The following is a 13,818-nucleotide window of genomic DNA, read 5'->3' on the forward strand; positions in this document are numbered from 1 at the left end:
TAAATCAAAATAGTTTTCGCAAAAGATGATGTTGAAAAGCATCCAATGAGCAGGTTACAATACATGTTCTCTCGATTCTTGTTTAAAGTATTGGTTTTTTGCTAGGAATAATTATTGAACTTGAGTTCCCCTACACAGATTATCATTATATTTAAGTAGTACTTACTAAGACTTTTAATATGATGAACACTCTAGATTTGGCCAATGAGCATAAGCTAATTTCCCAACTTTTTAAATGGCCCACTTCCTCCGAAGAATGGGAGGAATATAAACTGAGCGAGGAACAAGTCGCCCATTTTCGTGAATATGGTTACGTATCGGGTATTCGATTATTGAATGACGAACAAATTCAAGCATTAAGAGAAGAGCTTGAAGAAATAGTAAACCCCAATCACCCTGGACACCATTTGTTTTATGAGTTTCACAGCAATGAATCCAAGGATTCCAAATCAAGACTTTTTCACTCTTTGGGCCATTGGCGAATTACAAAAGGATTTCATGATGTTTTATGGAATCCGGCTTTTGTGATGGCCGCCCATCAGTTATTAGGGGAAAAATCCGTTCGTTTTTGGCATGACCAACTCTTTTACAAACCGGCCCATCATGGGGGCGTTGTGGCCTGGCATCAAGACTATTCCTATTGGACCCGCACCATAGCCATGCAGCATCTTACATGCTGGACCGGTCTGGACGATGCCACTACCGAAAACGGTTGTCTTCACTATATACCCAAAAGCCATACGTGGGGATTATTGGAAGCGCCCGCCCTAGCGGGAAATATGGACAGTTTATTGGAGTATTTGACCGATGAGCAAAAAGAAGGTTTTAAACCTGTTCCCATTGAACTAAAGAAAGGACACGCTACTTTTCACCATCCCCTATTGGTACACGGTTCCTATGAAAATAATTCTGAAAGAAGTCGTAGGGCGTTTGTCCTCAATGTATTTGCCGATGGCACCTTGAGTAATACCGATGACGAACTTTTGGCGGGTGTACCCAAAATTGCCAAAGGCAGAAAAATGGAAGGTAAGTTTTTCCCCTTATTGTACAAGGCTGGATCAACAGTTTAAAACTATTTGTTCAAACTTGACCGAAAACAAAAAAAACTCTCAATTAATTGAGAGCTTTCGCGGTCTGGACGGGACTCGAACCTTGCTTAGCGAGCCCAGTCGCTGTGGCGTTTGCGCCAAATATCTTCATTTATGTTGACGATTTGTGACCTATTTGCTAATGATTGATAGCTCAACTTGTTTTCGTCTGTGCAAATATAAAAATTCTTTTCAATTGATACCATTTGGTATGAATTAATTTAAATAATAAGGGAGTTTATTTATCATACAATATACCCGCAATTTAAACTCGTAAAATACTTCCATCAAAAGACTACGGCATAAAGCCAACGCTTCATCCCATACTTATTTATTCCGTTTCCTTTTGAGCCAAGATTTTATCTTCCGTTTGGTTCCTGCTTAAATATTGTTTAATCTAAAATTTGAGTATTATGACAACAAAAGCAAGTACCACAAAGAGAAGAAGTAGAGCGAAGACTGCTGTCACTTCTAAATTAAACGGAAATCCGGTAAAGCTGGAAATTCAGAACCTTCCCATCGGCAAAATTAAGGCTGACCCAGAACAGCCTCGAAAGACCTTTGACGAAAAACATTTGGAACAACTTTCCGAAAGTATCAAATGGCACGGTGTACTTCAACCGATAACGGTACGGAAATCTGGAAAGGATTTCATCATCGTGATGGGCGAAAGAAGATTTCGCGCAAGCAAAATGGCGAATAAAACAACCATTCCGTGCATTGTCAGAGATTATGAGAACAATGAAATTTTGGAAGTTCAGATTATCGAAAACCTGCAACGACAGGATGTTGAGCCTACTGAGGAAGCTGAATCAATAGCTTACCTGAGCGAGAGGTATGCACCGACTGAAATTGCAAAACGACTGGGCAGAACGGACAACTTCATTCGACAAAGATTAAAATTGGCAGGTCTAATAGATGGCTTTAAGCACTTTGTTCGCAATGGTGAAATGACGATTTCGCTGGGTGTTGGTGTTGCACTCTTTGCACCGGAAGAACAGTTAATGATGTTGGAAACGATGGGCGATGATTTCAATGCCCATCAAGTCAACAGGATGATTAAAGACCAGACCTACGACTTGGAAAAGGCATCTTTTGATGTAAGCGATAAGAAGTTGGTGCCGAAAGCCGGGTCTTGTGTAGAATGTCCGTTCAATGCGGCCAATCAAGGCAATCTGTTCGGTGAGGGTAAAATGGTCTGTACAAAATCAGCTTGTTTTGAAACGAAGAAAAGCAAGTCCTTCCTGAATCTAATTGAAAAATCCAAGAAAGAGAATGTACTACTGATTCCTGAAATACGACAGTATTGGGCAGACGACGAAAACAATCAGCTCATTATTTCACAGTTGGAAAATAATGGCTTGAAGGTCTATCTACTTGATGATGTCGAAATCATCGAAAATCCGATTAAGCCGACAATTGAGGCCATTAAGAAAGAGTACCAACATTACGATTATTCCGAGGACGAACTGAATGGCGAACTTAAGGAAGCGATAGAGGACTATAATAAAGAATTGGAAGCATATAATTCAGCCAAAGAAAATGGATTTGCGGATGGTATCGTTTTTCATCCTGAGACTTACCAAAACAAGGAAGTGTTTGTCAAGGTGATTGAGAAATCAAAAGATAAATCAACTGAGTATTCAGCACCATTGGCCAATAGGAAAATGGCGGATTGTACACCTGAAGAACAAATCATCAAAATCAATGAACGTGAAATCCGCAAAAAGCATATTGAAAACAATAGGCAGTTTGAGGAAGTGGTGCAGATGATTCGTGAGACCAAATACATCGATACGAAGAAGACACTTTCAACAGACGAAATGGTGGCATTCTCGATATCGCTCTTTGAAAATAATGTGGATTATATGAGCCAACAAAAGTATTTCTCAAAGTTCTTGGGCGACACGTCCAAAATGACCAAAGTTGAAATGGTCGAGAATTTCAAGAAGAAATTTAAAAAGGAAATCTTTCATAAATTAATTCGATATATGCTCACCAAGCAAGTGCATTTTGGCGAGAGCAATCACGTGAATAACCTGACGAACATTTCATTCTACAATTCGATGCAAGGATATTACAAATCCAAAATTGCAGACATTGAGAAGAACTATGCTGAGAAAAGAAACAAGCGTGAAGCACGTTTGAAAGAGCGTATCGCAATTCTTGAAAAGAAAATTCAGGAACTCAACGATTAGCTTTTGTTGTTCGAAGGAAGGGTCAGCATTCGTGCTGGCTCTTCTTTTTTTAGATAATCCTTCAATAGGAAAAGGGTGTTCAGCGGGAAAATAATAATCAATCAATAGTTAGCGCAAAGGTAAACTCGTAAAATACACCCATCAAAAGACTACGGCATAAAGCCACTTCTTCTTCCCTCGCTCATTTATTCCGTTTCCTTTTGAGCTGTGATTTTAACTTCCGTTTGGGTGCTGCTCAAATATTGTTTAACTAAAATTTCAGCATTATGGAAGACGTATCCAAAAACCCAGAGATTTCCGTTCAGGAAGCAGAAGAGCACTACCAAGCAAGCAAGAGCAACTATTGCATTGAAGGTGGCGAAAGCCATCTGACGTACTATCGCGACAAGTATCCTCAGCACTATGCGATGTTACTAAATAATGTTTCACCTAAAACCTGAGAAAATGGAAAACTACACAACATCACAGCTCGATTTTGGGTTTGATTGCCCACCATTACCAGAAAAAGCAAAGGCGCAGAAATCCAGCAAAACGAAAAACAAAGATTTCGTTTTCGACCTTATGGATTTTATGACCAGTCCAATTATCGTTTATGAGTCTGCTTGGAAGGATAGCATCCCTGAGGATATGATGAAAAACGTTAAACTTTCCCGACTTCTTACTAATTTACAAATGGAAGAAATGGCATCCCATACCGAAGCCCTGGTGTATATGATGCCAAGGACATTCGAAGCGCCATTGCCTATGGAATGGGTGAATATCTACACTTGGCTGGGATTGCAATATGCTAAACAATTCAAAAGTAAAGAGCAATTGAAAGTTGTTTCAGATATTGCACCAAAGGAACTTTCTGATTACGAAAAAGGTCTTTTGGATAACCTGAGACGATGGATTTATGACCAAAGACGAAAAGCGTTGAAGGTAAGGTTGAAAGATACTAGGTTGATGGCTATTAAAGATTACAAAAATGAACAAAAACTCTTTTTTAAAGATTAGATTTTCCTAAATTCAAATTGAATTATACTTTTTGGATGGTTCATTTTAAATCAAAATCAGTTTTACTAATACCACTCAGCACATTTCCCTGCATTCCGTTACTCTTCATTCCGGGAAAAGAGTTGCACTACAATCATCTTGGACATAATCCCCAATTTCAGCTTTCCATTCCGTTAACCCTTCCCGCTACGCTGGGAAGGTGAACCTGTCCTGAGCACAGTCGAAGGGCTACATTCCCGAGTCAAAATTGTGGATTAAGTCTGCTTTGCGTTGTACTAAAATGGAGGCTTCATTTCTGTGAGGCAATGAGATAACATTATATTTGTTACAGATATAACAAATTGTAAGCAGTTAAACTTGGTAATTTTAAAAGTAACTTCAAAATGACAGAATACTCAGTATCTCAAGGATTATGGACACAGGAACTATTATAATCATAATTCTACTCGCTATTGGCTCAATTCAAGGATTGATTTATGGATTTATCCTAATTAAATCGACTGAATATAATAAGTTGGCCAATAGAATATTGGCAACAATTCTACTTTTACTCTCTTATCGTCTTTCTATCCAAATAATGCGGTTATTTGGTTTAGGATATTATGATAGTTGGTATTACATAATGATAGACATAAGTTGGGTCTACGGTGCGCTTATCTACTTTTACACAAAAGCACAGACGCAGACTAATTTTAAGTTTAAAAGGAAAGATTGGATACATTTTCTTCCTGTTGTTGTTCAAATATGCTGTAGTGTTTTTGTGAGACTTCAGAATTTATATTGGGACGGTACAAAAGAAAGCTTGTCGTGGTTAGGCTATTATGGTTATGTAGTATGGATGAACAATTCGACTATCTACATAGTGGCAAGTATTTTAATTATCGTTTACGCCTACAAATCTCAAAAACTGTTGAATTCAGTAAATGAAGAGATTAACATTAGTACTACTAAATTGACTTGGATTAAACGTATCGTAAAATCATTTTTGGTTTATTTTTCCTTGGTTTTAATTGTTCTTTTAATTGACTTACTTGTCTATAAATCTTTAAATAACGGTTCTTATTTTTACTTCACACGGTTTTATTATTATCCTTTTTTTGTTGGTATAGCAGTTATGACTTACTGGATAGGATTAGAGGGGTTTGCCAGAAGAAACGACCCTGAGCTTACCATCAAGACTATGATGAATCCAGACGAATTAGAACGACTCAAGTCCATTTCCAGAAAGCTTGAAAATGCAATGGAAAACGATAAGTTATTTAAAGACCAAGAGCTTTCACTCAATAGTATTTCAGAGCAGTTAAATATTAAACCGTACCTCATTTCAAAAAGCCTCAGTGAGGTTTACAATAAACGATTTAATGACTTTGTAAATGAATACAGAGTAAAAGAAGTGCAATCACTTTTGCTAAATTCCAATAATTCAAAATATACTTTACTCAGTATAGCTATGGATGCAGGTTTTAATTCAAAGTCTTCTTTTAACCGTGCTGTTAAAAAGCAACTCGGCATTTTACCAAGCGAATTAAAGGGTAAAAAATAAGGTGTCAACTCTCATAATGACACTATTTTAATGCACCAAATAGGTTTCAATTCGCCATTTGAACCTATTTTTTGGTGTCAATAGTATAGGTTTGTATTAAATAAAAAAATCTATAAAAAATGAAAATTATTTATGTGCTGCTATTTAGTTTGTTAGTGCCAATACCCGATAATATAAAAGCTCAATCCACAGATATTGACTTAAATGTATTAGTTGGTCAATGGAAAATCGATATGAGCCCACAGGATAAAACAGATGGAAATTTCGCTATGATGAATATCACTAAAATTGAAGGCTACACTTTCAAAGGCGAATTTTATCGAGAAGGTGTAAAAATCAGAAATGCGCAAATCAATTCGCAACTAGGTGTTATTTATGGTGCCTTAGTTTCAGGTGATAACTCAGGTATTTATAATACGAGTTTCTATTATAAAGATGGTATGTTGCACGGTACAACGCATTCTGTAAATAAGAATTTTTTAGCAGTTTGGACAGCAACAAAAAGTTATTAAAAGCATATGAAATCTAATCTATACTTAATTGCCCTTGTTTTTATTTTAATGAGTTGCAAATCAACACAAAAGAGAGCAACAGAATTTGTTCCGACTTTTTCAGTTTCTACAAAAACCACACACAAAATACCGGAAGGACAAGACTATACTTTTGGGTATCTAGAAGTTCTTGAAAATAGAAATTACACGAATGGAAAAACGATAAAACTTCCCGTCTATATTTTTAAAAGTCGAAGCAAAAACCCAAAGAAAGACCCAATCATCTATACAGTGGGTGGACCAGGTTCTACAACGATGCCCACCGTACAGTATATGAACTACTATAAGTATCTTGACGACAGAGATTTTATCCTCGTAGAGCAACGGGGAAACTACTACGCACAACCTCATTTGGATTGTCCCGAATGGTCAAAAGCGATTTACAAATCCAATCTACCCAATTTTAACGCTGCCAACCACGATGCACTTTTCGAAAAAGCTGCAAAAGATTGCAGGGAAAGGCTAAATGCCGAGGGAATTGATTTAAATGGCTACAACACCAATGAAATTGCTGCTGATATCAATGACTTGGTAAATGTTTTGGAAATCGAGGAATATAATCTACTGACCATTTCATATAGCACGAAAATAGCCCAAGTCTTAATGCGGGATTATCCAAATAAAATTAGAAGTGTTGTAATGGACTCACCACTTCCATTGGAAGTCAACTATGATGAAGAGAGCATCCAGAATCTTTTAGAATCAATTAACACATTGTTTTCAGATTGCGAAAGCGATAATAATTGTAATACTGCATATCCGGACATAAAGAATAGGTTTAGCGAATATTTAAAGGAAAGAACAGAAAATCCGTTAGTGGTTGAAGTAGAAAATCCGAAAACTGGAAAGACCCAAACCTTTTATTTGAAAGGCAAAGATTTGATTACTGTTTTCACTTCTGCTTCAACTGGAAGTGTTCCAAACGTTCCATATGAGATTAACAAACTATTGGTCAATGATTTGACTTCCGTAAAAGAGAAACTAAAATATTTATTTCAGGAACCAGGAAGTGGTTCTGGATTAGGAATGCGCCTTTCTGTATGGTGCGCAGAAGAAAACCCATTTAATTCTATGGAAAAAATAGAAAGCGAAACAAAAAAATATCCAGAAGTAAAAGGATTGTCGCCTGCCGTTTTTGATAATGAGATTTGTCAAATATGGGGTGTTAGAAAAGTACCGGAAATTGAAAATCAAGCAGTCAAAAGTGATATACCTGTTTTATTTATAAATGGCGAATATGATAACGAGACACCAATGAAATGGGCAGAATCAATGTCTAAAAACTTCAAGAATAGTTATCATTTAATTTTTAAAGGTTGGAAACATACACCAACAACAAATTGGGATAATAATTGCGCTATGGTAGCGGCAAACCACTTTTTCAACAATCTCAACGAAAAACCGATTCCTGATTGTTTCTCTAAAATTGAAAGCCCAATATTCAAAACAGAATAGATAATTGGTAAAAGGAACTGTATCAACAAGGTCAATTTCAGTCAAAACCCCTCAGCACATTCCCCTTTCATTCCACGCTTACCTGCCACAAAAGGCAGGCAAACACTTCATTTCGGGAAAAGAGCTTCACTACATTAGTCTTGGACACAATCCCCAATTTCAGCTTTCCATTCCGTTAACCCTTCCCGCTGCTCTGGGAAGGAACACTACATTCCCGAGCCAAAATTGGGAAAAGAGTCCGCTTTTTTCATCGGAAAGCCATCACTTCGGTTTTATTAACAGGATTTTCGGTGCGGTCTTCTTGAGCCCTCACTCGAAAATCCCTAGAAACCAAACCGCTGTCTTACACATTTTAAGGGGTTTATAATGGATAAAGCCTTTGTTGTTTTTCGGGTCGTCGAAAAACAGGCAGTGCATAACCAATTCTAGATTAAACCCAGCCACTCATTTCGCTTAACTGTCGGTACGCTCAAATCGTAACCGGATTTAAAAGAATTGCTAATGCCCTTATGGAACTTGTCAAGACTGTACAAAGTTTTAGTGAAAAATAAGGCATCTACTTCCTTGAAATCTAATACCTGCTTTTAAGCAGGCAAGATTCACTACGTCGCAAACACACCTGATTTATTCCCTAAAAGTCTTGACAAAACCCACTCTATCCATTGTGCGATGCACGAAAGAAAAGAACAAACACCCCTTAAAATTTAATCTGAATTGAAAAGGGAAATATTAATCAAGCCTGTAAAGGGCATTTAAAACCATTTAGTTATGAGTACTATTAGAAATCACGTACAGTTGATTGGAAACGTTGGACAAGAGCCAACCATCACGAACCTTGAAAGCGGTAAGAAAGTAGCCCGCTTCTCACTCGCCACGAACGAGTATTACAAAGACAGTAAAGGCGAAAAGCAAACAGACACCAACTGGCATACCGTTGTGGCTTGGGGCAAGACCGCTGAAATCGTTGAGAAATATGTCGAAAAAGGCAAAGAAGTTGGGATTACGGGAAAACTAAAGACCCGAACCTACACCACGGACGATGGAAACCAACGCTATGTTACCGAAGTGGTAGCCGATGAAATCCTTTTACTTGGAAGTAAGAGCGATAAGTAAACCTAGAGATTAAAGAGGGCGTAACCGTCGAAAGATGCGCCCTCTTTTTTCATTATTCAAATCTTAAAAATTAAAACAATGAAAGCACAAGTTAACGAAATAAAAGAAAATTTACAGACGTTTAGCGGTACTGATTTCTTCTACCAAATTCCGCTTTTAAAAACTCGTTTTACGGATGGATTGAAATATCTATCGGAAGTAGCAGAATGTTTTTGGCTTATTACGGATGCTTCCGTAATTGCAAAAAGTCTGATGAACCGAAGCGAATTTATCACTATCGATTTTAAAAGGTTGCCCGAAGAAAGACAGGATTATTCGGGTTACGAAGCCGAAATAATTTACAGCGATGGGAACGATAACATTTTAAAAAAACACGGCTATCGTGCTACCGATTTTCCACTTGATGAACTGCGGTTGTTTTTTGTAAATGATACGCTGATGTTACCAAGTGAATATTAAAATCTATCGCTATGGTATATCTCAATTTTACAGACTTGAGCGAGGAAGCTCAAAACCGACTTTTGGAAACGTCCAAAGAAGATGTGAAACGAAAATTTGGGGATAGCATTCGCAAATACGTAAAAGAAAATTATGGCTGTTTTGATACGTTGATAGAGGAAGAAGCACTTAGAAATTTATATTCCTATACCTACGTTTTCAATATATAGTTTTCAGCAAAAATGAATCAAGCACCTCTAAAATTTCAGAGGTGTTTTTGTGTATAATTAAACCTACATCAAGAAAAAATTACTATCTTTATTTCGCTGAAATTCAGCATTTAAAATAAAGTAAGGTTATCCACTTTTCGACTTTCGCCGATACCCTTACACATCGAAAAATAACATATCGGAAAATCATTTTCCCTGAAAATGGCAATTGGCTTTTTAGCCGGATTGTATGGATTTTCGTCACGCTTGCGCGTGACGAAAAGGAATAGCAAGAGGGTAACGGGCTGCGCCGCGTTACATATTCCATTTTCATTTTAATCCATTGATATTTAATTAGTTAATAACAATCAGGATTTAAAATTTCCAACAATTTGCGTCAAATAGTCTTGGAACACCAGTAAACAGGGATGGATTTACGTCAAATCTTTAAAAAAGCGAAAGGAAATGGATTCATTCATCACTATCAGGTTCAAACGAAAAACTGCCAAGCGGTTTCAGGAATTTTCCAAAATGCATTTTAAAACGCACACCGAAGCGATGGAAAACATCCTTGATTTCTTTCTCTATAACGAAATTTCCCCAAGGGAAAAATTAGGACCAACCGGACGTACTATCGAGGCTAAATTGCTCAAAAGAATCAATGCGGTCATCGCCATAATGCGTGATGTAGAAAAAACCCAAACCAAACCTACGGTCGCAATGTTGCAATCCCTTTTTGTGATGGAAGAACCTAACAAAAAGCCATTGATAGTTGAAAAGAAATATGCCGAAGAAAAGAAAGAAGTACGCTTTCGAGAAAGCGATAACCCGAACAATCAACTTTGAAATTTCCAGCGATGTACATCACAATAACACCCCAAAAGATGGGCGGTAATTTTTCCAAAAGTTCGGCAGATTTTGTTGGGTATTTAGAGAAAGAAAATCAAGGTCTGGAACAACAGGATATGGAACATTTTTTCAATCAATATGGCGATGAGATTTCTGCTGAGGAAGTCATTAAGGAAATTGATGGGAATACCGCAAAACTGGAAAAACACGAACCAAGATTCTACTCAATTACCGTGAGTCCTTCAAAATATGAATTGCAAAAACTTCAGAACAGTAGCGAAGATTTAAAAAAATATACTCGTGAACTGATGAAAGATTATGTGGCTTCATTCAATAGGGAAATCAAAGGGAGACCTGTTAATATCGATGACATAAAGTACTATGCAAAAATAGAGCATCAACGCACCTTCAAGGGAACAGATTTTCAGGTAAAAGAGAACCAACCGTATGCCACCAAAATTCTTCAGCTCAAAACCGAAATCCGAAACGTTCAGGAAGGACGAGCTGAAGGGAATATTAAAAGGATGAAAAAGGAAATCGCCAAACTGGAATACCAAGCACCACATCATCAAAACGGAAAACGCATTGTCCAGGGAATGCGAAAAGATGGAAACCAGAGCCATATCCATATTATCGTGAGCCGTAAGGATGCGTCCAACAGATTCAGCTTATCGCCAGGAAGCAAATACAAAGCATCCGACGTGAAGTTGAATGGGCAAACCGTAAAACGAGGATTTGACCGAGATGAATTCTTTAATAATGCAGAAAAAACTTTTGATAAGACTTTTGGCTATAAACGAAACTTTGCCGAGACCTACAAAGCCCGAAAGGATTTTGTAAAAAATCCCAATCTCTATTTCGCTGCCTTGATGAAATTACCAGCTAACGAAAAGGCCTTGGCTTTCAAAATGATAGCAAAGACCGGATTGCCGATAGTGCCAAATATTCCAGTTAGTCAAACACAGATTGCACTTCGAGTTCTTAAGCGGTTGAGACGTGGTGCTGAAATAGCAATTAAATCGAGTTCCATAGGAATATAAAAGTTATGCAGATAGATGACCTCATAACGACACTTTCAATTATTGGTCTGGCCAGTATTGTTTTCTATGCGATGTTTCGGGTAAGTAGGTACGCATTCATCGTTAATTTTCTGGTGCTTGGTGCGATGGTGTTTTACTTAAACAAGGAAAATGCATTGACTCTTATTGCCCTATATCTGGTTTGCCCTCTCATATTAATTAACATAGGAATGTACGTGTTCCTGCACAAAACGGATAAACCTAAAAATGGCGATAGCAAATATCAGGTCAGCTTTGCCACCACCAAAGGAAATTTCAAATTGGATAACATCAAACGAGGTGCATCCATAATCGGTTCCGCTGGAAGTGGTAAGACCGAAAGCGTTGTGTACGGATTTTTGAAACACTTCCAGAAAGAAGGGTTTTGCGGAATTATCCACGACTATAAGGATTTTGAACTGACCGAAATGGCGTATCCACTTTTCAAGGATAGCGATATTCCGTTTAAGGTCATTTCCTTTGATAAAATCATCCATAGGGTAAATCCTATTGCCCCACGCTATTTAGAGAACGAGGAAAGCGTTAATGAGGTATCGCGGGTATTAATCGAGAACCTTTTAGAACAAAGAGAAAGCGGAACAACTGGCACAACAAAATTCTTTAATGATGCAGCTGAGGGATTGATTGGTGGTTTGATTTGGAAATTGAAAACTGACTATCCTAAGTATTGTACGCTACCTCATTTAATAGCCATTTATCAATTGTTGGACACCGATAGTCTTATACAGTTTTTGGAAACCAATACCACTTCACGAGCGATGGCAGATGCTTTTATTAGTGGTAAGGATTCGGATAGGCAGACCGCAGGTGTAAAAAGCACCCTGGCCAATGCGCTAAAGCGAATTAGCACACAACGCATTTTTATGGCATTATCGGCAGATGAAGTGCCGTTAAATATAAATAGTGAAGATAATCCTGCAATCATTTCCGTAGTGAATAATCCAAAATATGAGACTTCTTATTCACCCGTAATTGCCACTATAATTCATACCATTACCAAACAAATGAGCGTACGAAATTCTAAATCATCATTCTTGCTAATGGAAGAAGCGCCTACCATTCGATTATTGAATATGCATCGCATTCCTGCAACTTTGAGAAGCTATGATATTGCCACTATCTACGTAATGCAAGATAAAATTCAGAATGATATGATGTATGGTGATAAGGCAAGTAAAGCTATTTTAAGCAATTTATCTTATCAGTTTTTCGGAAAGGTCAACGACCCAGACACAGCAAAATATTATGAGCGTTTTTTTGAAATAATCAAGGATCCAACTAAAAGTATTAGTCGTGGTCATAATCTAGATTTTGATACACGAATTACAACAGGCGAAAAGGAAATCCCCAAGATTAGAGCAAACATATTTTTTAGATTGAAACAGGGCGAGTTTATAACCTATGCCGATGGGAAAGATAAGAAGGTACAGTTTAAGTTACAATCTATCAAACGAGAACTTCCGACAGAATCTAACCAGTTTTCTCAGGCAGATTTAGAGGCTAATTTTGAGAGGGTTTATGATGAAGTGCGGTCGATATTCAGATAAGATACTACTAACAGTCAAAAGCGAAAAAGCAATTTTCTTCTTACATTTTTTAACGGATTATTTTAACTTTAGCGTCATTTATTAAGAGGTTTTTCAAGATATAAAGTTGGTTGAAAAGTATGTTTTGTTGTCATAATTAATTAACCAAAATTGAAAGTATTATTTTAAAGATATGGGCAACGCAGTAGTTAAATATTTGAACCAGAACGGCACCTATTCTACAAACGAATTAGAGCTTTTAGAAGAAGCCCTTGAATACAAAACCTTAAACAAAAATGACTTCGTACTCAAAGCTGGCGAAATATGTGATAGTGTTGGCTTCGTTACCAATGGGTCTTTTTTCCAATACAAATATGATGATAATGGCAATACCATAGTTTCTGATTTTTACATTGAGAGTGATTGGGTCATCAATACAAAAAGTTTCACTTCACAAAAACCATCCGAGTACAATATTCAAGCTTTTAAGAAGTCTTCCATCTATTTCCTTTCCATCGAGTCCATCCACAGCTTAATTGCTAAATCCCAGTCCTTTTTGCAAATGGGGAAAGTTTTGGAAGCGGGCAATTCGAGTAACACATTTTTTAAAGACCTTAAAGCACCTGATGATAAATATGCCTTGCTATTAAAGGAACGACCTGAAATCATCAAGAGATTTCCACAAAAGCTCATTGCATCGTATCTTAATATAACACCAGAAACCCTCAGTCGGGTTCGCAAAAGGTTAAAGTGATTTCTTGATTTCAATCAAG

Annotated in this window: 14 protein-coding genes; all 14 read left to right on the top strand. The window is 37.3% G+C overall.

What is annotated here, in order from left to right:
* The first annotated feature begins 179 nt into the window (after positions 1-179).
* The 14 genes from HYG79_RS04755 to HYG79_RS04820 all read left to right on the top strand — a co-directional run bounded on the left by HYG79_RS04755 (position 180) and on the right by HYG79_RS04820 (position 13,799).
* Positions 180-1,070 (top strand): phytanoyl-CoA dioxygenase family protein, encoded by an 891-nt coding sequence (locus HYG79_RS04755; protein ID WP_179241016.1) that lies wholly within the window; start codon positions 180-182, stop codon positions 1,068-1,070.
* A gap of 431 nt (positions 1,071-1,501) precedes the next feature.
* Positions 1,502-3,286, top strand: coding sequence for a ParB/RepB/Spo0J family partition protein (locus HYG79_RS04760; protein WP_179241017.1), 1,785 nt, complete (start codon positions 1,502-1,504; stop codon positions 3,284-3,286).
* A gap of 266 nt (positions 3,287-3,552) precedes the next feature.
* Positions 3,553-3,726 carry a hypothetical protein gene (locus HYG79_RS04765; protein WP_179241018.1) on the top strand — a complete coding sequence of 58 codons (174 nt, stop codon included), beginning with the start codon at positions 3,553-3,555 and terminating at the stop codon, positions 3,724-3,726.
* 4 nt (positions 3,727-3,730) lie between these two features.
* Complete coding sequence (locus tag HYG79_RS04770; protein WP_179241019.1) at positions 3,731-4,282, top strand: hypothetical protein; 552 nt, start codon at positions 3,731-3,733, stop codon at positions 4,280-4,282.
* Positions 4,283-4,694: 412 nt separating this feature from the next.
* Positions 4,695-5,825, top strand: coding sequence for a helix-turn-helix domain-containing protein (locus HYG79_RS04775; protein ID WP_179241020.1), 1,131 nt, complete (start codon positions 4,695-4,697; stop codon positions 5,823-5,825).
* A 119-nt stretch (positions 5,826-5,944) separates the two neighbouring features.
* On the top strand, positions 5,945-6,337 hold the full coding sequence (locus HYG79_RS04780; protein WP_179241021.1) for a hypothetical protein: 393 nt from the start codon (positions 5,945-5,947) through the stop codon (positions 6,335-6,337).
* A 6-nt stretch (positions 6,338-6,343) separates the two neighbouring features.
* Complete coding sequence (locus HYG79_RS04785) at positions 6,344-7,831, top strand: alpha/beta fold hydrolase (RefSeq protein ID WP_179241022.1); 1,488 nt, start codon at positions 6,344-6,346, stop codon at positions 7,829-7,831.
* A 768-nt stretch (positions 7,832-8,599) separates the two neighbouring features.
* Positions 8,600-8,944, top strand: a complete 345-nt coding sequence (locus tag HYG79_RS04790; RefSeq protein WP_008610918.1) for a single-stranded DNA-binding protein — start codon at positions 8,600-8,602, stop codon at positions 8,942-8,944.
* 78 nt (positions 8,945-9,022) lie between these two features.
* Positions 9,023-9,403: a DUF6876 family protein gene (locus HYG79_RS04795; RefSeq protein WP_179241023.1), complete on the top strand. Its 381-nt coding sequence runs from the start codon at positions 9,023-9,025 to the stop codon at positions 9,401-9,403.
* Positions 9,404-9,414: 11 nt separating this feature from the next.
* The gene (locus HYG79_RS04800) at positions 9,415-9,612 is read left to right on the top strand and encodes a hypothetical protein (RefSeq protein ID WP_179241024.1); all 198 of its coding nucleotides are present in this window, start codon (positions 9,415-9,417) and stop codon (positions 9,610-9,612) included.
* 444 nt (positions 9,613-10,056) lie between these two features.
* Positions 10,057-10,437 carry a BfmA/BtgA family mobilization protein gene (locus HYG79_RS04805; RefSeq protein ID WP_179241025.1) on the top strand — a complete coding sequence of 127 codons (381 nt, stop codon included), beginning with the start codon at positions 10,057-10,059 and terminating at the stop codon, positions 10,435-10,437.
* A gap of 11 nt (positions 10,438-10,448) precedes the next feature.
* Positions 10,449-11,480: a MobB family relaxase gene (mobB, locus tag HYG79_RS04810; RefSeq protein WP_179241026.1), complete on the top strand. Its 1,032-nt coding sequence runs from the start codon at positions 10,449-10,451 to the stop codon at positions 11,478-11,480.
* A 5-nt stretch (positions 11,481-11,485) separates the two neighbouring features.
* Positions 11,486-13,066, top strand: coding sequence for a type IV secretory system conjugative DNA transfer family protein (locus HYG79_RS04815; RefSeq protein WP_179241027.1), 1,581 nt, complete (start codon positions 11,486-11,488; stop codon positions 13,064-13,066).
* A 172-nt stretch (positions 13,067-13,238) separates the two neighbouring features.
* On the top strand, positions 13,239-13,799 hold the full coding sequence (locus tag HYG79_RS04820; protein ID WP_179241028.1) for a Crp/Fnr family transcriptional regulator: 561 nt from the start codon (positions 13,239-13,241) through the stop codon (positions 13,797-13,799).
* The last annotated feature ends 19 nt before the right edge of the window (positions 13,800-13,818 follow it).

Source organism: Costertonia aggregata, assembly GCF_013402795.1.
Taxonomy (GTDB): Bacteria; Bacteroidota; Bacteroidia; order Flavobacteriales; family Flavobacteriaceae; genus Costertonia; species Costertonia aggregata.